This is a genomic window from Brevibacillus schisleri (assembly GCF_055685845.1).
In genome coordinates this window covers 1,070,616-1,087,881 of record NZ_JBVNDM010000001.1, presented here as the reverse complement: position 1 = coordinate 1,087,881, position 17,266 = coordinate 1,070,616, and the positions used below count along the sequence as shown (strand labels likewise).

The 17,266-nt window shown below is 45.1% G+C and carries 17 protein-coding genes and 2 pseudogenes; 10 read left to right on the top strand and 9 right to left on the bottom strand.

What is annotated here, in order from left to right; translation table 11 throughout:
• Positions 1–115 precede the first annotated feature (115 nt).
• The 7 genes and pseudogenes from ACUUHJ_RS05480 to ACUUHJ_RS05450 all read left to right on the top strand — a co-directional run.
• Positions 116–625, top strand: a pseudogene (locus tag ACUUHJ_RS05480) (ABC transporter permease); the annotation flags it as partial.
• 165 nt (positions 626–790) lie between these two features.
• On the top strand, positions 791–1,231 hold the full coding sequence (locus tag ACUUHJ_RS05475; protein ID WP_472298427.1) for a hypothetical protein: 441 nt from the start codon (positions 791–793) through the stop codon (positions 1,229–1,231).
• Between the two features lie 130 nt (positions 1,232–1,361).
• Positions 1,362–1,754: a DUF1259 domain-containing protein gene (locus ACUUHJ_RS05470; protein ID WP_173605786.1), complete on the top strand. Its 393-nt coding sequence runs from the start codon at positions 1,362–1,364 to the stop codon at positions 1,752–1,754.
• A 160-nt stretch (positions 1,755–1,914) separates the two neighbouring features.
• Positions 1,915–2,706 (top strand): TatD family hydrolase, encoded by a 792-nt coding sequence (locus tag ACUUHJ_RS05465; protein WP_472298426.1) that lies wholly within the window; start codon positions 1,915–1,917, stop codon positions 2,704–2,706.
• A gap of 36 nt (positions 2,707–2,742) precedes the next feature.
• Positions 2,743–2,883: pseudogene (locus ACUUHJ_RS05460) on the top strand (ATP-binding protein); the annotation flags it as partial.
• A gap of 120 nt (positions 2,884–3,003) precedes the next feature.
• Positions 3,004–3,534 carry an RNA polymerase sigma factor gene (locus tag ACUUHJ_RS05455; protein WP_064203015.1) on the top strand — a complete coding sequence of 177 codons (531 nt, stop codon included), beginning with the start codon at positions 3,004–3,006 and terminating at the stop codon, positions 3,532–3,534.
• Entirely contained in the window at positions 3,521–4,600 is a 1,080-nt protein-coding gene (locus ACUUHJ_RS05450; RefSeq protein WP_472298425.1) for a hypothetical protein, read from the top strand. The genes ACUUHJ_RS05455 and ACUUHJ_RS05450 overlap by 14 nt, the downstream gene beginning before the upstream one ends.
• 193 nt (positions 4,601–4,793) lie before the next feature.
• Here the strand turns inward: ACUUHJ_RS05450 and ACUUHJ_RS05445 are convergent, their stop codons facing one another.
• Together ACUUHJ_RS05445 and ACUUHJ_RS05440 are read right to left on the bottom strand one after the other, a co-directional pair.
• Complete coding sequence (locus ACUUHJ_RS05445) at positions 4,794–5,537, bottom strand: suppressor of fused domain protein (RefSeq protein WP_472298424.1); 744 nt, start codon at positions 5,535–5,537, stop codon at positions 4,794–4,796.
• A 166-nt stretch (positions 5,538–5,703) separates the two neighbouring features.
• Entirely contained in the window at positions 5,704–6,630 is a 927-nt protein-coding gene (locus ACUUHJ_RS05440) for a GNAT family N-acetyltransferase (protein WP_472298423.1), read from the bottom strand.
• A gap of 271 nt (positions 6,631–6,901) precedes the next feature.
• Here ACUUHJ_RS05440 and ACUUHJ_RS05435 point away from each other — a divergent pair, with 271 nt between their 5' ends.
• Together ACUUHJ_RS05435 and ACUUHJ_RS05430 are read left to right on the top strand one after the other, a co-directional pair.
• Positions 6,902–7,681 carry an aminoglycoside adenylyltransferase domain-containing protein gene (locus tag ACUUHJ_RS05435; protein WP_289676327.1) on the top strand — a complete coding sequence of 260 codons (780 nt, stop codon included), beginning with the start codon at positions 6,902–6,904 and terminating at the stop codon, positions 7,679–7,681.
• Between the two features lie 35 nt (positions 7,682–7,716).
• On the top strand, positions 7,717–8,289 hold the full coding sequence (locus tag ACUUHJ_RS05430; RefSeq protein WP_472298422.1) for a hypothetical protein: 573 nt from the start codon (positions 7,717–7,719) through the stop codon (positions 8,287–8,289).
• Positions 8,290–8,373: 84 nt separating this feature from the next.
• Here the strand turns inward: ACUUHJ_RS05430 and ACUUHJ_RS05425 are convergent, their stop codons facing one another.
• Genes ACUUHJ_RS05425 through ACUUHJ_RS05415 form a run of 3 tightly spaced genes read right to left on the bottom strand, consistent with a single transcriptional unit; the run spans position 8,374 to position 11,983 of the window.
• Positions 8,374–9,921: a YcdB/YcdC domain-containing protein gene (locus ACUUHJ_RS05425; protein ID WP_472298421.1), complete on the bottom strand. Its 1,548-nt coding sequence runs from the start codon at positions 9,919–9,921 to the stop codon at positions 8,374–8,376.
• Positions 9,905–10,444: an RNA polymerase sigma factor gene (locus ACUUHJ_RS05420; protein ID WP_289676325.1), complete on the bottom strand. Its 540-nt coding sequence runs from the start codon at positions 10,442–10,444 to the stop codon at positions 9,905–9,907. The genes ACUUHJ_RS05425 and ACUUHJ_RS05420 overlap by 17 nt, the downstream gene beginning before the upstream one ends.
• Positions 10,445–10,459: 15 nt before the next feature.
• Positions 10,460–11,983: a YcdB/YcdC domain-containing protein gene (locus ACUUHJ_RS05415; protein WP_472298420.1), complete on the bottom strand. Its 1,524-nt coding sequence runs from the start codon at positions 11,981–11,983 to the stop codon at positions 10,460–10,462.
• Between the two features lie 414 nt (positions 11,984–12,397).
• Here ACUUHJ_RS05415 and ACUUHJ_RS05410 point away from each other — a divergent pair, with 414 nt between their 5' ends.
• Positions 12,398–12,730, top strand: a complete 333-nt coding sequence (locus tag ACUUHJ_RS05410; protein WP_289676323.1) for a hypothetical protein — start codon at positions 12,398–12,400, stop codon at positions 12,728–12,730.
• Positions 12,731–12,868: 138 nt separating this feature from the next.
• On the opposite strand, the gene ACUUHJ_RS05405 is transcribed toward ACUUHJ_RS05410, so the two are convergent.
• The 4 genes from ACUUHJ_RS05405 to ACUUHJ_RS05390 all read right to left on the bottom strand — a co-directional run bounded on the left by ACUUHJ_RS05405 (position 12,869) and on the right by ACUUHJ_RS05390 (position 17,123).
• The gene (locus ACUUHJ_RS05405) at positions 12,869–13,594 is read right to left on the bottom strand and encodes a DsbA family oxidoreductase (RefSeq protein ID WP_289676322.1); all 726 of its coding nucleotides are present in this window, start codon (positions 13,592–13,594) and stop codon (positions 12,869–12,871) included.
• Between the two features lie 135 nt (positions 13,595–13,729).
• Entirely contained in the window at positions 13,730–14,380 is a 651-nt protein-coding gene (locus ACUUHJ_RS05400) for an ABC transporter ATP-binding protein (RefSeq protein WP_472298419.1), read from the bottom strand.
• Complete coding sequence (locus ACUUHJ_RS05395) at positions 14,377–16,032, bottom strand: ABC transporter permease (protein ID WP_472298418.1); 1,656 nt, start codon at positions 16,030–16,032, stop codon at positions 14,377–14,379. The genes ACUUHJ_RS05400 and ACUUHJ_RS05395 overlap by 4 nt, the downstream gene beginning before the upstream one ends.
• A gap of 2 nt (positions 16,033–16,034) precedes the next feature.
• Positions 16,035–17,123, bottom strand: coding sequence for a Fe(3+) ABC transporter substrate-binding protein (locus ACUUHJ_RS05390; RefSeq protein WP_012684692.1), 1,089 nt, complete (start codon positions 17,121–17,123; stop codon positions 16,035–16,037).
• Positions 17,124–17,266 lie beyond the last annotated feature (143 nt).

The following is a 17,266-nucleotide window of genomic DNA, read 5'->3' as shown; positions in this document are numbered from 1 at the left end:
TTCCGCAAATAGAAGAGTAGGGGGTTGTTTAGTTAGCTGGCAAGGCTTTTTTCATGTTCGGAAATGGTCTGCACTTTTCGGTTGCCAAAGTGTGTACTTTTATTTTGCCAAACACACTGCAGATCTTATAAGTGTTCGTAACTTCTTTGAACAAGACCCTCATGTAGAAACCCTTGCAGATAGAGATGATCTAAAGAAAACCGCGGAATATATTTTGAAACAAAACAATTTCGTATTTATTATGTTTATTGTTTGCGCCGTCATCCTCTCTTTTGGCGCGATATACTCGATCTCTTCCATCAATATTTATGAAAGGAATCGCGAGCTTGCAACCCTTAAGGTATTAGGCTATCAAAAACATAAAATAAACCGACTTATCTTTTTTGAAAACCTGATACTCACTACATTTGCGATCCTTGTAGCTTTACCGATAAGCAGTTACGTTTATTCCGTGATTGTCAAAGCACTGTCTAGTACCCATCAACAAATCCCGGATCAATTAACGATTCCTATCCTGTTGGTTTCTGTCTTTCTTGCCTACTTGCTTACAATTCTGTCCAACTTGCTACTTCAAAGAAAAGTAACCAACATCAATATGATTGAATCATTAAAAGGAGTTGACTGAAATTATCGGCCAACTGCTTGTCTTTGCTATGAACCACCTTCCAGTAGATTTAATAAATATCTGATTTACTAGAAAATATAAATTTATCTGTTTAAATTCCCCTCCATTTCCATTACATTATATATATAACTAATATTTTACATTCACTAACAGAGGAGGATTCCTATGATTAACAAAAAATCCCTGAGCGCTATGTTCCTAGCTACGATGGTAGCAACAGGAGTCGTAAGCTATACAGTACCTACAGCAGTAGAAGCAAAGATAAGTGAATCTACAAGTCATTTAAATCTTTATCCAGCAGGAGTATTTGCTTACACACCAACACCAGAGGAAGAAGCGCAATGGGGTTACCGATGGGCCTTTTTGGATAAAGAACAGACTCTTAGAAAGTACGTTTATAAAGAGCATGCATTGATGCAATACAATCAATATGGACCCGACTCTGATTGGAAAGGCTCAAACAAAGGAGTGTTTGCGTACAAACCAACGCCAGAGGAAGATGCACAATGGGGCTATCGTTGGGCATTTATTGATAAAGAAGGCAAGGTTCGAAAGTTTGTAAAGAAAGAGAATGCTGATCTGATTTATAAGCAGATTTTTGGATGATTGCAAAAGGACGGAGCTGTCTTCTGACGCTCTGTCCTTACTCGTTTCCACCTCAGCAGAATAGGCCATCATCCGTTTCCGTCCTGTACCTGTCTTCATACGATAAACAAAAACAGGGAGGAAACAAGGAATGCCCAAAAAAGCCTCGCTTTGTGAGCAGTTCTCCAGAATTATCAGGGGGCAATCCGGCTTTGCCGGCGGAAAATGCGTCGCGACCATCAATCGTAATCAAATAAAAGCGACCATTTTGGGGAAAAGATTTCGTGTGACGTCTTCTTTTTCGTTCGAATCCTTGAATCCAAAAACGGGCAAAGCACTCTGTTTAGGGAGAGCTGCGTTCTTGCAGAAAGAAGTCAATCCGTTCATTACAGCCATCCGAAAGCAAGGCATAAGAGTCTCGTCCATCCGTAATGAATGGTTATTCGATCGTCCCCGCTTGATTTATGTAAATATGGAAGCAGTCGATAGACCTCTGGCTTTCGCAAGAAAAGTAAGGAGAGCATTGGATGCCATTCCTTCATAAGATATAGAAAGAAACGAGTCCTCTCTGTCACCGCAGGGAGGATTTTTTCGTCTATAGAACCTAACAGCTCCATCAGATATAATGAAAAACAACCAAAAATAGGCATTTTAGTAAAATTCGGTACACGCTCATAATCTCTTACTAGGAAGGATGAATTCTCTTGGACACACAGATCATCGATATAGGCGTAAACCTGATGCACCGCTCCTTTCAACAAGACCGCGATGAAGTCGTTGCCAGAGCAGAGAAACAAGGAATATACCCATTAATTTTGACAGGGACAAGCTTGAGAAACAGTATGGATGCCTCCCGATATGCGAGTCGCTCCAAAGGAAAGCTGTACACTACGGCAGGTATTCATCCTCACGATGCAAAAAGCTGTGATGAATCGACGATCAAGAAGTTAAGAGAACTGGCATCGCTTCCCCATGTGGTAGCGATTGGAGAGTGCGGGCTGGATTATAACCGTGACTTCTCCCCCCGTGATGTTCAAAGAAAGTGGTTCATCGAACAAATCTCCCTAGCCACAGAACTTCAACTGCCGTTGTTTTTGCATGAACGCGATGCTCATCTCGATTTTGTCTCGATTCTCAAAGAGCATCGTCAAACTATCAATCGTGCGGTTGTACACTGCTTTACCGGAACCTCCAAGGAATTGGAAGCCTATTTAGAGATGGACTTCCATATCGGGATTACGGGATGGATTTGTGATGAAAGACGTGGGAAACATCTTCGGGAGCTTGTCAAAAAGATTCCGTTGAATCGTTTGATGATTGAAACAGACGCGCCATTTTTAACTCCTCGTGATTTGCAAGAAAAGCCTGTGGATGGTCGGAATGAGCCCATGTATTTGAGACATATTTTGCACGCGGTCGCGGGGTGTATGGGATTAAGCCCTGAGGAAGTAGCCAGCGGTACTACCAAGACTGCGAAAGAATTTTTTAACGTATAGGTAGTATACGAAAAGGCGTTTTATTGGGTAGATCCCTCCCGCACTCGAAACGGCGGCGGTGCGGGATTGGGCTTGACGCTTTGCAAGCAAATTGCTGATAGTCATGGAGCAGAGCTCCGCTTTGCATCGGAGCCGGATAAAGGGACAACAGCTAAACTGGTCTTGCCCACCTACTAAACCTATACGATAGAACAAAGACACCTGACTGATCTTCCGGGGTGTCTCATTTTTTTTCATGAAAGTGAAAGATTGTCAGCAGCTACTCCGTCTATACAGTGACAAGGAGGTGGAACACCAGTGGATGATCATTCTGGTGCACGAATTGAGCAATGGTTTCTTACATACAGCCAGGATGTATATCGGTTTCTCGTCTATTACACGGGACGAACAGATATCGACGATCTGGTTCAAGAGACCTTTATTCGTGCCCTCAAAGCTATGCAGGGAACAGAGGTTGAGAATCCCAAAACGTGGCTGTTTGCCATAGCACGTAACGTAGCCATTGATGAAAGACGCAAGGCAAAGCTAATCAGCTGGTTGCCGGATATCTTCTTGCAGCACCTCGTGTCGCCGGACAAAACACCGGAAGAGTCCCTGATGTTAAGCGAAAACAAGCGTCTGCTCTATGAAATGATCAATCAGTTAAAGTCTTCTTATCGGGACGTGTTGATACTCAGAGGGATCAAGGGATTATCGAGCAAGGAGACTGCGGAGGTTTTGGGATGGACAGAAGCCAAGGTCAATCTTACTTTGCATAGAGCAATAAAAGCGATTCAAAACAAAAGGCATGTTTCAATTGCGGAGGTGATGAACGATGCCATCATGTGATGAGCAGATCATTCTTGAAGAATTGAATCAATTCCCCGAGCAAATCCTTTCCCGAGAACGAAGCCAAGCCATATTAAAGGGTGTGCGAGAAGAAGGAGGTAGACTTCAAAAAGTGAGCAAACGAAGAATGTACTATGGATGGATGGCAAAAGGGCTAATTACCTGCGGGCTGTTGCTCGGCTTTTTCTGGATGAAACCATTTTCTGCACCAGCAGAATCGACGAGTAGTGCGGCAGCCTTGACTCCTGAAGAACAAATGTATTTTGCGGCTGCTCAAAAAGCCGTACAAGATGCGAGTGGCATTCAGAAGACCTTCCCATTTAGAGAGATTGAGAAAGACGCAGACTCCTATAGTGTACAGGCAAAGGATGAAGAATCCAGAGAAGCTCTCGTAACTTTTAAGCCTGGTACCACAGAGGTTCTTACCGTCTTTGCGAGATTTGCGATCAACGAATTACCGAAGTCCTATCATACCTATGTAGAGACTGCACGAGAAGCATTTAAGGATACGAAACAGCAGGTTACCTTCCAAAAAACCAGTTTTTTCAAAAGCAAGAATCAGGCATATTTCTCCTTTTGGACAGAAGACAGACAGTACGTCTTAGTCGATTTCCCAACAAATAAAGTGTCTGATTTCACATTATATTACAACCTAGAAGACGTCGATCAAAAGATCATCTCCATCGCGCAAACAGCCTTGATGCGTTTTTCCAATGAAAAAAATCTTTCCTTTACCCAAGCCAAAAAACGTTCAGACGAAAGGGAAGATAAATGGCTGCTCATTAATAAACAAAAGAAATACGATGTAATGATCGGAGCAAATACAGGTCAAGTGTATGAAGTGAGCTATGAAACAGATAACTATAAAATTAAAGCACTAAATGAAGTCATACCCGTAACTAAGCCACTTATTCAAGACATTTTTGGCATAGATATCTCTGGGTATACGGCTTACGGCGGCCGGGACTGGGGCGGCTATATTCTGAGAAGTCCGGGGAAACCAAGTTTCTCCATACAGCTTGGAAATTTGGATGTTGGTGATATTAATCGAATTGAAATCGAATAGGCCAAGACAACGTCATTGTCTTGGCTCGGTCATAGCCGAGTAGCAACGGGTTCTATATTACGTATATGGAACCCGTTTTCCTTCCCCATCGTACTTTTGCTAGTCGATCGACAGCTTCATTTTCAGCCCCTCATGCATCGCTCGCCAACAAGAAAACCCCTTTAGCTAAAAGGGGTGGGGAATTCATATATGCTTACTTGCACGTATTTCTTCTATTCGGATTCAAAATCAGCGCGTCATCTTCCAGCTCAAACAATTTATCCAATAGTGCATCCATGCCATGCTCCAATTTATATTCCATCTCTTCTTTATACAAAGGAATTAAGAAATAGGCATGAATCTTGTTTCCGTCCTTGGTAGGAATGACACTGATTTCTTCTGATAGCTGAAACAGAACGACTCCATTTAAACCCGTGCCATCCGCATACGGTTCATATTCCTGAAAATTCGGTATCGTATGCCCATATCCCAACCATGTATTGTAGTGATGGGGAAACCGCGCCAGCATCTTCATCAGTCTGATTGGCCAGTAGTTATTCTCATCCTGTAGCGACTCTTGTGTCAGCTCCCAGGAAGCTGGCAAGAATATCATCAGTTCTGCTCGCTCGATATTCTCTTCCATCTGCTCCTGTATTTCATCCGGGATCGTCATCGGTAAATCACTCATCCCGTTCGTATACAGAACCCAAAATGGCTCTTCTTCTGTAGGGCTCATCACATTCACATCAATATGGATCGTATCGGAAATAATTTCGTGAAAAACACTGCTTTCTCTTCCCACAAATACTGTTTGAAAGTGGTTTCCGATTTCTTCCACATATTCCATTGGAGCTGGGGGTTCATACGTTGCCTGCTGGTCATATGTGTAAATGGTAGTGCCGTCCTTTGACTTTTCTCCGTTATTCGTACCGCCGAATAGCTTTTTGAAAAAGTTCATCGCTGTTCCTTCCCTTCTTATCCTTCAGGTGCGTGGTCCTCTCTATTGTATCGGCATGAGATACACCCAACTTTTACCTTAACTTTTCATTTCTTGCAAGAGAATTCCGAATCAATTTGCATAAAAAAGAGGGAAGCCTCTCTAGTGCTCCCTCTGTTCGTCTTTCTTATTTCAATTCTGTATAATACCTGATCTCTTCTTTATCTACCTCGAATCCAACCGATTTGTATAGAGACAAAGCTGATAGATTCGTCGTTTCAACCATGAGATACGCGGATTTCTGCTCATGCGATTTTAGATATTCCAATGCTTTTGTCAGTAAAAACTTCGCAAACCCACGCTTCCTCCAAGGTTCTTGTACGAAAACATCCTCGATTACTCCCTCATCTTCTTCTCGCCATGCCATCGAGCCGGCAGCTATCGTATCGTTATGACGAATCACCATGGATGTCCAGAGCGCTTTCCTCTTGTATTCGGACAATCGTTCAAGTCCTAATGGAGCATCCGGCCAAATCGTGGCTTCCACATTCAAGTAATCTTTTTCTTCTTCTGGGCTCTCCATTTTCCAATATGAAAAATCAAAGTCTTCGTCCAGCGTTAACACGGGAATAGGCTCCAGTAAATCTCGCTTCATTTGATACAAGCTATTCAAATGCTTGTAGCCCATTTGAGTGAAAAATTGGTTGTTCGCCGTTTCGGAAGAATCGTTGCCGACACATAACATTGTTTGGTACGTTCCTGGCAACGTTTCTTTTAATTGCAGAGCTCTTTGAAGAAGATGCTGATACATCTTTTCTAGCAAATCGGCGTCATCGTCTCGCTCCGGGAGTGTTTTTAGATTCACGAAGATCGAATGCTTGTTTTCTTCTGAACGTCCGGGAGGGATCGTATTTATGATACGAACTTGCCCTTTCGCAATCATTTTCCCATTTTCAAATGCACAATAGACATTACACCAATTTGCTTCTTCACCGACCCACCAAAACGTTGCGTTTTCTTTTGCAGTAACAGCTTGATATAACTCGCCAAGTAACGGGAAGTCTACTTTTTGAAAATTCCGAATAATTATATTCGTTGATAATTGACTCACCATTATACCCCTTTCAAAATCAGGGAAGATCACGGGTTTGCGGGCTACTTACGCGAGTTCCCCCTCAAAATTTTGCCCTTTGTCAGCATTTGCTCAATCAAGCACAAGATTTATCTTGCGAGAAAATCAAAAACCAAGTAAACTTTATCTCATTTACTCGGGGGTATGAAAATTATGGAAGCCCCCAACGTGTTCAGCCATGATCGACCATGCAAACGTGATAGTTGCTGGATGAACATCACGCGAATCTTGATTACCAAAAAGGAGCTTGCTTATGGACTCGAGAATCCCCGAAAGCGTTAGACCTTTATTACACGACTATACGCAACGGCTTATGACAGAACTGCCGAATGTCATCTATGGTGTGTATTTGTATGGTTCTATTGCTCTGTCTGGCTTCGAGGAAGATAACAGTGATATTGATTTTGTGACACTTTTGCATAGAAGGTTAACGAATGCAGAAATAGAAATGCTCAAGAATATTCATAAGGCTCTTCATAACACCAGCCCATTCGCTAAAAGAATGGACGGCATGTATATCCAGCTGGATGACATCGGAAAAACCAATCCATCCTTGGAGCCTTATCCTTATGTTGACAGTGGGACATTCCAATCATCCGGCCACTATGATATCAATCATGTGACGTGGTGGATTCTCAAGCAACGGGGCATTGCGGTTATGGGGAAAAGTGTTGAAGCATTACACATCCCTACCCAGTGGTTTGATGTTGGGGAAACGATGAAATACAACATACATGATTATTGGTCACCGAAAGGAAAAAGCATGATGAAATTCATGCTCGATGAGTGGGTGGAATTCGCCGTTTTCACCTTATGCCGAATCGATTACGCGCTCAACCATGAAGACATTATTCCGAAGAGAAAAGCCGTAGAGCACGCTCTACAAGAGTTTCCCAGCGAATGGCATCTCTTACTGCAAGAGTCGTTGCGAATACGCTACCAACCAAATGATCCATCCTTATTTTCGAACAGAATTAAGCGGGCAAAGGAAACCCAAAGATTTATTCGCTATATTTGCGAGCCGAAGCTCTAACGCAAAGCCGCTTGCGTAAAGAAGGAGATTTGCTTATGAAGATCATGGAGCATTTGCACCTTGAGCATTTTAGACAAATGGAACAACTCGAGCTTCAATACTATGATGCTGAATTTATTACACCGTATCAAGAGAGCTATAATTGGTATTTGTTTCGTCCCGATTCGGTCGTTGCGATCGAAGAGAATGGGCGCATCATCGCTTTTATGAACCTGCTTCCCGTCAAGCCGCATATTTATCTACAAATTGCGCAAGGGACGTTTAACGACAGCCTGATGACGACCACGGATATCGAAGATTTAACTACTTCTCCCGAGCAAGTCTATTATTTTCTGTCCTGTGTCGTTGTCGATCAAGCTTATCGGAAAAGCCCTGCCTTGCCCATGATGCTACATCATTATCTCGATGTACTGGCTCATGTCGAACAGAGTGGCTACCGCATTCAATCGATCATCATGGATACTATCACAGAAGCAGGCAATCGGTTCGCTCAGCGCCTTGGCATGAAGCATGTGTGCATAAGCGACCACGACTCTCATATACATGCCTCAGACTATGAGAGCTTCAAACAGCATGTGCACGCGAGTTATCCCCTGCTCTCCCGCTAAAAGGCTTCGTATCGACCGTTCTCGAACCAGTAAAAAGCAAATCCTCCATGAAGCGTCTTTTCATGGAGGTTCGTTGCGGGCTTTTTAGTTGATGACCTTACCTGTCGTGGCTTCTATTGCCCATGGCTGTTCTGAATCCCGACGGATTTGGTAAGCAAGCACTGGCTCCGCCCCTTTTTCTGCTGGCAAGTACACGAGTTCCAGTGGAGCATGTTGCACAAATTGATCCAGTGCCTCTTCCTTGGAGAGCGTTTTTGCTGTCTGATCAATCTGTATCCATGATAAATCCGAAAAGTTGCCCGTAAGCTCGGTAACAAGCCCGCTAGCCAGCTCGACCGACACTTTATAAGGATGCTCCATGACGGGAATCCCGTTGACCTTCGGAGCAAAGGTAAACTGAATGGTGCTAGGTAACTCTTGCGACGCTTCCAATGACAGCTCACGAACATCGTTGGGGAGGAATTTCTCCAGGTGGGCTATCGCCAGTGTTTGTGCCTGTTCGTAGGTCGTTTCACGTTGGTTCTTACGTTCATTTGCAGTCATCCGTGAAAACCCGAGGAACGCTCCGTCATCTGTTGTCTCAACGGAAACGCTGTTGCCCTGCCCATCGTTCCAAGAGTATGAAATACCACGCGGATTTACACCGATAAATGCTTTTTGTTCCACCTTTATGCCCAGCTTGCGCTCAAGCAGCTCTGCCACCTCATTAGAAGTTTTCAGCACAAGTGGTTTTCCTTGTCCCGAAACAGCAACGGACTTTTTCTCTGCTCTCGCTTGGCTGATTAACGTGCCTGTTTTCGCGTTCACATAAACATCTGATGCTACTACATATTGAAGCTCTGGTTGTTTCTTTCCTGCATAAACAAGGCGAAGCGTACTCCCCAGCTGTTGTGCGGCCTTCTTCTTGTCGATCGTCCCGTCCCGGTTGGCAGACTGGGATGCTCCCCCACTATCTTCGAGATCAGGGTAAAGAAGCAAGGTCATTTCCCCGGTTTTTGGGGAGATACGGACCGTCGCGCTATTCTCCTGAAGAGGAATGCCATTGATGATTTTGCGAAAAGCTACTTCTCCTTGTGCCAAATTCGAGTGAATATAATCTACTTCAAACTGCTTGCTCTGTGCTCCCAGCTTCTTTTGCAAATAAGCCTCTGCCTGATGTTCCAATGGTGATTTCTCACGTGTTGTTGTGGGTTGGCTCCTATCTGTTGCGTTCGTTGCAGACTCCTTGGCTACGGACTTCGGCTGTGGAGCATCACGTGTAACCGTTTGGTTTTGAACGATTTTGTTGTCTACTTTTGGGGTAGCTTCCTGCTCCTGCTGTGGCTTGGCCATGCTTTCAACTGGCAGAGAAGGCGTAGCTGATATGGTGGCTGGAGGTGAGATCGTTGTTTGCCTATCAACAGACGGCTTCAGCGGTGAATCATAGCTCAGCCAAACACCCATGAATACGGCTGCTGCAAGGGAACCTGCTCCGGCGACAACTCGCTTGATCTTCGCTGACTGCTGCTTGCGATGCGCCTCACGAAGGAGCCTTTCCTTGCCCATCTGCTTCCACACTTGACGAGGTGGGATGCTCTCCTGCCTGACTTGCTTCAGTAATTCGATCACGTGGTTTTCATCTGGCAAACTCATTGGCAATCCTCTCCTCGCAAGCGTTGCCGAGTATTTTCTGCAACGCCTTTAGTCCCCTGTGACAGTCCACTCTCACTTTTGTCTCCGGAAACCCCAAAATCTCGGCTGTTTCCTTGACGCTGTACTCCTTTATGTATCGTAAAATCACAATAATACGCTGATCGGGCTTTAGCTTTTGCAAAGCCCGTTGAATACTATGCATCTCTTCTTTTGTGGCAAACTCCTCTTCTGGAAGACCCTCCGTAGACTTCATGAGGGCCAACCAGTTGTCTGAGAACAAACGCTGCCACTTTTGCTTGCGGTAATGATCAATCGCGACATGCTTGGCGATGGAAAAAAGCCATGTCTTCATTGCGACTCGACCATCATACCTCGGCAGTATTTTTAATAGTCGTGAAAATACTTCCTGCACCATGTCTTCTGCATCTTCTTGTCTGCCCGTAAAGTAGAGCAAGAAGTAGTAGATGTCATCATAGTGAGCCTCGTAAATAACCCCTATCCGTTCTGCCAAATCGGGAGACAACAGGCTCCCCCCTTTCTATTCAGTTGCTTCCTCTTCTCCATAGGTGTAGAACTCGCCAGTCAGGGCATCCATTTCTTCTATAGGAACGAGTGGAGACATATATACGAGCTCGGCAGTATTTTTATTTTCCTCATCCAAGGAGTAATACAGCTTCATGGGATATTTTTCGAGAAATTTCTTGGCTGCTTCCTCTTTTGTCATCGCGTTCTTGATATCCGGCAGCTTGATATTTGAGGAGACTCTCCAGTCTAGTAAAGTGGCTTTTCCTGTAGCCCCATCTATATGCGCCTGTCGAAGCATACCATCTACCTTATAGCCCTGATGAAGCATGGTAAAGTCAAACTTGTATAAATTTTGATCAGAGTCATATTGATCTGAAATGATTACCATTTCTTTATCGGTGAGAGGAAGGAACTCTGACATGGCTTCCACGGTAGCTTTTAGTGCCTGTTCTTCGCTCAGCTTTTTATCCGCTTCACTTTTCCGCTTTCTATCCAATACTTGATAATTCGTGACCTTTCCAGTCTTGGTTTCGAAAAAGATATTGGCAATGACCTCGTCCTCGGTCATCCACAAGTAATGGCTAATTCCAGTTTTCGGATCGCTCTCTTCCTGAAAAGTCGCGCGCCCTTTTGTGGGATTGTATCCTGTCTTAGCTGTCAAAAAAGCTGCTGCCTCTTCTTTTGACTTGATGATCGTTTGCTTTGCTTTTGGTTGAAACTGGATGATTTTATTGTTCTGTTTGGCTGTCAGTTCGGCTCCGATGCTTGCATTGATTTCGAGAGAAGGCGTGTACAAGAACCTGTAGCTTTGTCCATCCGCACTCTGTCCGTAATAAGGCGTCATAGCATGAGCAAACATCGCTTCTACCTTTTCTTTTGCATGCACCTTATTTGGATCAGCGAATCGAATTTTGCTGATGTCCTGTTCCATTTCCACTGGCTCTGCATACCCATCGCCTCTGGCCAGATGCCCAATCTGCCCTTCACTATTGATGGCGAAATTCAGTGTGTCATTGCGGAACGGAATTCCATCTACCATTTTGCGAAACTTAATCGAAGAGCTTTGTTCGGACGCTTCCTCGTCCAACTGATAGCCCGCCATGTCCTCTCCATACCATTGCTTCATGAACTCCGTTGCCTTTTTCTTCGCATCATCTAGGGGATAGGTGGAAGAGAAGTCTCCTTTACCTGTGATATGGCTAAAAAATTTGACTTCACCTGTGTTTTGGTCGATATGTATTCGAACATAAGGAGCTTTGTTTTCCTTCGTTTGATACTTTTTCACTTCAATCCGGGATGTTTCTGCGTTCATCTCAAATTCGGTGATCGGATAGTCCTTTAGATAAGGCACAACTTGAACAAGTCTCTCTACAGACTTTTCTATTTTCTTGATCAGCTTCTCATCGATTACACGATCGCCTTTGCTCTCTTCCTGAACCGATACGCTCGATTCCTTTGCCGCCACAGCACTGATTGATGCCGTTACAGCCAGACCCGCTGTCATGAGTACAAATACGCTTTTCGTCCATTTATTCATGGTTTGTTCATTCCTCACTCTTTTGGGATAGTGGGCTGGGGCCCCAACCGTTTTTCGCTCTGTCCATTATTCGAATGAGTTCCCTTTTTGTTTCAGGGGGAAGAAAATTTTCCCATAAAAAAAAGACTCCCCTAAAAGGAATCGGCTGTATGCGGCCTGTATTTGAACTAAAAACGAAACTAGATGTCATCGATATCCTTAAATAATCACCAAAAATAGACTGTAACGAGTTATTAGGGCCTACCAAAGAAACGGAGCCGATGGTGAGACCTGGAAGACGTATTATAACGATCCACATAATACCAAATAATGAATCATATCGAAACAGGCGTGTTATGCCGACAACTTTGGGCAGCCAGGGCATATGATGACCAGTAGAAACCAGGCATAAGGCTACTACGGGAGGTAACTAATATGAACCTGACATTAAATCGACTCAGTCTGACGAATGTGGATGACTCTGCTGGTGTGTGGCAATATGAAGGTGGTAAAGTGTTTGATGGAAATAACCATGTAGCCAATTACGCGAGTACGAAGCGAACCGTGCATCAGGGAACTGAAGCGCAGAATACGGCAATGCTCACATTGACACTTTTCTTTTATGGTCTCGAGAATATTACTCTCCAAGGAAGTCATGATTACAGCTCTGGCAAGCAAATTGGAAGCATTAGCGCTGCTTCATCCCAATATGCTTCTTCTATTGGTAAACAGTTCACAGTATTAGGAAATAATCTCGTTATTCAGTGATTTCAAGCGATGAGAAAAGCCGATTCCCCTTCATTTAAGGAGGATCGGCTTTTGAGATTTTGCTGTAAGGGTATCACCAACAACATAACCAATTTACAGCAGTAAGGGTCTAACATTGAGTTATTCGTTTTGCGTCGCTTATATTTTGCAGGAGCCATCTGCGCAATTGTCGCCGGATTGCTCGTCTTTTTTCTCGTCGTTCTGTACGAATTTCAGAGCAGGAGCGGCGCTTTCTTCTTCCCATACCTGGTTCAATGCGCCTAAAAAGACTTCTCCTGGCTGCGCGCCTGAGACTGCATATTTGTTATTAATGACAAAGAACGGTACACCTGTGACACCCAAATCGTTGCCTCTTTGTTTGTCCTCTTGTACTTGCTCTCTGTATTCGTCTCCTGCCAGCATGGCGAGCGTCGCTTCCTTGTCCAAGCCTACCTCAGAAGCAAGCTGTGCTAGCACCTCGTGGTCACCGAGATGGAGCGATTCCGTAAAGTACGCCTTCAGCATTCGCTCCTTCATTTCCTTCATTTTTCCATGGGCATGAGCAAAGTGCGTCAAGCGGTGCGCATCGAATGTATTGGTCGGAATCATCGTGTCAAAATGATAGTCGAGACCGACACCTTTTGCCATTTGGGTAACTTGGTCATTCATCCCCTTCGCCTGTTCGAGCGGAATGCTATATTTGGCTGCCAGTACTTCATGCATGTCCATATCGGTGTCGCGTTCCATCTGCGGGTCGAGCTGGAAGCTGCGATATACGACCTCTACTTGATCCTTATGCGGAAATTGAGACAGCGCTCCTTCCAGACGGCGCTTTCCGATATAGCAAAACGGGCAGGCAAAATCAGACCAGATTTCAATTTTCATGTTCCATCCTCCTCTATTTGAACGGTGCTGACCAAAAGACAGCAGACCGCACACTGCAAAATTCGTCGTATGCACATTATACAACAACACACGGTACGACTATGCACTTTGGAGGCTGAAAGCTGCACATTTCCCTTAGCGAGTCATGCGAGTCATGCGAATGATGCGATCGCAAATCGTTTCCGCATCTGCTTTGTCATGCGTGACAAGGATCGAAGTCATCTTGGCAGCTCGCAGCATTTGCTTCAAGTCATCGCGTATTTTCGTTTTCAGCTCGGAATCCAGATTACTGAACGGCTCATCCATCAACAAGATAGCCGGTCTAGGTGCCAGTGCACGCGCAAATGCGACACGCTGCTGCTGTCCCCCGCTCAGCTCATGTGGATATCGCTTCCCATAGCCTTCGAGCTGCACGAGCGCCAGCATCTCTTTCAATCGAACTATACGCTCTGCTTTGGACAATCGATGCAGACCGAACAAGATGTTTTGCTCGACAGTCAAATGCGGAAAAAGCGCATAATCCTGAAAAATCATGCCGATCCCGCGTTGCTCTGGCTCCACAAACTGCCCCTGATCGACCAACAACTTTCCATCGATCTGGATACGTCCGCTCTTCGGGGACTCCAGTCCGGCTATTAAGCGAAGCAATGTACTTTTTCCGCAACCGCTATTCCCGAGCAGCCCGACTACTTCCCCCTGCTCCATCTGCAAGGAAAAATCCCGGATAACGCTGCCGTTCCCGCTTGCATAATCAAACGTCAGGTTTTTCACTTCAAAAAAAGTCATTTTGCCTGTCTCTCTCCTAACCAGTGATAGAAAATAACGGAGACGATCCCCACTGCAATGATACAGAGCGAAGGAATCGCGGCCTGATGAATTTGTTCATCGCTCGCATATTGATAAGCTTTGGTCGCCAGCGTCTCGAAGTTATAGGGACGAAGAAGCAAGGTAAGCGGCAATTCCTTCACGATTTCCATGAACACCAAGATAAAACCAGTGAACACAGCCCCTTTGATTAATGGCAAATCCACCTTGAAAAAGGTTCGTGTCATGCTCATCCCGAGCATACGTGCCGCTTCTGAATAACGGTTTCCCGTCTTCTCAAACCCCGCTTCGACTGCATTGAATCCGACAGCAAGGAAGCGGATGATGTAGGCAAACGTCAGCATGAACAAGGACATGCTGAGTACCAGCTTGTTGGCGCCTAAGCCCAGCCAGCTATAGAAGGAACTCAGTTCTTTATCTACGGACATCACCACCGCCATCACCCCGATGGACAAGACTGCGCCCGGAATGGAATAGCCCATGGAAATCAAGCGCGTCAGTGCCACAGCGAATATCGAGCCTCGGGAGAATCGGATGACATTCGCTACAGTTACGGCGAGCAGCATCAAGATCGTGATTGAGATACAGGAGATGAACAGCGTATTGCTCAAGAGCTTCCAGAAGGTCTCATTCAACACTTCCCCATACGTCCACGTCGCCCAGACAATCAACTGCCCAACAGGGATCACAAATGAAAATGTAACAATAACCAATCCGAAGATTACAGCAGCGAACATCGGGATTCCGCGCAATTTTCTGCGTCTGAGCGGCGTGCTCCTGTTCGTAGGCGAGCTGTATTTTTTCCGCTTACGCACGAGTCGTTCGACGATAAAGATCCCGATAATCAAGGTCATGAGCCAGGCGGACAAACGAATGGCCGATTCTACGTCATACATGCCAAACCACGTCTTGAAAATCGCCGCTGTAAAAGACTGAATCCCAAAATGCTTCGTCACTCCAAAATCATTGAGCACTTCAAATGCAACAAGACTCGCACCACCCACAATGGCTGCCTGTGACATAGGCAGGACGATGCGGAAAAAGATATGCGCTTGGTTTTTTCCAAGCAATCTGGCATTTTCAATGAACACCGCACTCTGTTTTTCAAGAAAGGCTTTCGTAATCAAATAGACGTACGGGAACAAAAACAGCGTAAATATAAAAATAGCGCCCTTCATCGACATGATGTCAAAGTAGCGTTGATCGAGCGTCAACCCGAATGTTTCACGCAAAGTCGTCTGAATGCTCCCCGTGTAGCTGAGCATGGAGCCGTACGTGTATGCTGCGATATACGGAGGAATCGCCAGCGGCAGTACAAAAGTAAATGAAAAAAAGCGACGCAATGGAAAATCGTAAGCAGCGACCAGCCAGGCCAGGGTCACACCTACGATGATCGTACAGGCTCCGGTACCGAGCACGAGCCATAACGATTGCAGCGCATAATCCAGCAGCATGTACTCTTGAATATGCTGCCAGTTTTCATTCTGTTTTTGAAAGAGTCCGAAAAAAATATAAAGAGACGGGAGAAGGGCCAAAAAGGCCCCTATCACGCTCAGCGTTACCCACCCGTTCAGTTTTCGTCTCAGGCTTCTACGCAAAAGTGCTCCCGTCATGCTTATTTCCAACCTGCTTGATTTAGCAGTTCTACCGCTTTTTTGTTATACTCGCCGAGCTTAGCAAAGTCGAGCTTTTGCGTTTTGAATTCTCCCCACTCTTTCAAAAGAGCAGGCTTGTCAGCCTCTGCATTGACAGGGAACTCGTAGCTTCCGTTTGTCAGCATCGTTTGAGCCTCTTTCCCTGTGACGAACTCAATCAATTTCACGGCATTGTCCTTGTTTTTCGCGTGCTTGGTCAAACCAATACCACTGATGTTCAAGTGTGTGCCTGTCGTTTCTTGGTTCGGGAAGAACACGCCGATGTTTTGCGCGACTTTTACTTCCTCTGTATCTTTAGAATTCAGCATTTGTCCAACATAATAAGTGTTCATGATCGCAACGTCACCGACTTTGGCAACGACAGCTTTTGCCTGATCACGGTCTCCACCTTCAGGCTTGCGTGCGAAGTTGTTTACCAGACCCTTTGCCCAATCCAAAGCAGCCTGCTCGCCATTCAGCTCTATAAAAGAAGCAACGAGTGACTGGTTGTACAGATTGGAAGAAGAGCGTACCAATACTTTGCCTTTCCATTTATCTGTAGCCAAATCTTCATACGTAGACAGTTGCTCTGGCTTCACGCGATCCTTTGCATAGACGATTACACGCGCACGGGTAGCCATACCGATCCATTGATTGTCAGGATCGCGCAGCTCTTTCGGTACGTTTTTCTCTACTTCAGCAGATTGAATCGGTTGCAGAACGCCATTTTGCTTCGCGTAGTTCAGAACACCACCGTCAACCGTGATGAACAAATCCGCTTCGGAGCTCTCTCCTTCACGCTTCAAACGCTCAACCAGCTCTTCTGCTGTACCCTTCACTTCGTTTACCTTAATGCCTGTTTGCTTGGTAAATTCAGCGAACAGTTTGCTATCAATATCGTAATGGCGCGCAGTAAATACGTTGACGACTTGCTCTGTAGCAGCCGGCTCTTGTGCCTTTGGCGCTTCTGTTTGCGGCTGGGCAGTATTCGCACCGTTTCCGCATGCAGCAAGTATTGGCAGCGTCAGCATCGTACTCAGCATGACCGCCAGCATCGATTTTTTTCTCATTTTGATTCTCCCTCTCTATCGCACTGATTATTGATAATGAATATCATTGCCAATTGACAAGGCTTATTGTAACGAACAAAAATGAGAAAATGCTGTGAAAATAAAAAAACATCCCCAATTATTTTTAGCGAGATGTGGATCGG

What these genes read in the sequence shown, in the direction of transcription:
- ACUUHJ_RS05475 (WP_472298427.1), top strand. Translation starts at nt 791, where the DNA reads ATGATTAACAAAAAATCCCTGAGCGCTATGTTCCTAGCTACGATGGTA.
- ACUUHJ_RS05470 (WP_173605786.1), top strand. Translation starts at nt 1,362, where the DNA reads ATGCCCAAAAAAGCCTCGCTTTGTGAGCAGTTCTCCAGAATTATCAGG.
- ACUUHJ_RS05450 (WP_472298425.1), top strand. Translation starts at nt 3,521, where the DNA reads ATGCCATCATGTGATGAGCAGATCATTCTTGAAGAATTGAATCAATTC.
- ACUUHJ_RS05445 (WP_472298424.1), bottom strand. Translation starts at nt 5,537, where the DNA reads ATGAACTTTTTCAAAAAGCTATTCGGCGGTACGAATAACGGAGAAAAG.
- ACUUHJ_RS05440 (WP_472298423.1), bottom strand. Translation starts at nt 6,630, where the DNA reads ATGGTGAGTCAATTATCAACGAATATAATTATTCGGAATTTTCAAAAA.
- ACUUHJ_RS05435 (WP_289676327.1), top strand. Translation starts at nt 6,902, where the DNA reads ATGGACTCGAGAATCCCCGAAAGCGTTAGACCTTTATTACACGACTAT.
- ACUUHJ_RS05430 (WP_472298422.1), top strand. Translation starts at nt 7,717, where the DNA reads ATGAAGATCATGGAGCATTTGCACCTTGAGCATTTTAGACAAATGGAA.
- ACUUHJ_RS05425 (WP_472298421.1), bottom strand. Translation starts at nt 9,921, where the DNA reads ATGAGTTTGCCAGATGAAAACCACGTGATCGAATTACTGAAGCAAGTC.
- ACUUHJ_RS05415 (WP_472298420.1), bottom strand. Translation starts at nt 11,983, where the DNA reads ATGAATAAATGGACGAAAAGCGTATTTGTACTCATGACAGCGGGTCTG.
- ACUUHJ_RS05410 (WP_289676323.1), top strand. Translation starts at nt 12,398, where the DNA reads ATGAACCTGACATTAAATCGACTCAGTCTGACGAATGTGGATGACTCT.
- ACUUHJ_RS05405 (WP_289676322.1), bottom strand. Translation starts at nt 13,594, where the DNA reads ATGAAAATTGAAATCTGGTCTGATTTTGCCTGCCCGTTTTGCTATATC.
- ACUUHJ_RS05400 (WP_472298419.1), bottom strand. Translation starts at nt 14,380, where the DNA reads ATGACTTTTTTTGAAGTGAAAAACCTGACGTTTGATTATGCAAGCGGG.
- ACUUHJ_RS05395 (WP_472298418.1), bottom strand. Translation starts at nt 16,032, where the DNA reads ATGACGGGAGCACTTTTGCGTAGAAGCCTGAGACGAAAACTGAACGGG.
- ACUUHJ_RS05390 (WP_012684692.1), bottom strand. Translation starts at nt 17,123, where the DNA reads ATGAGAAAAAAATCGATGCTGGCGGTCATGCTGAGTACGATGCTGACG.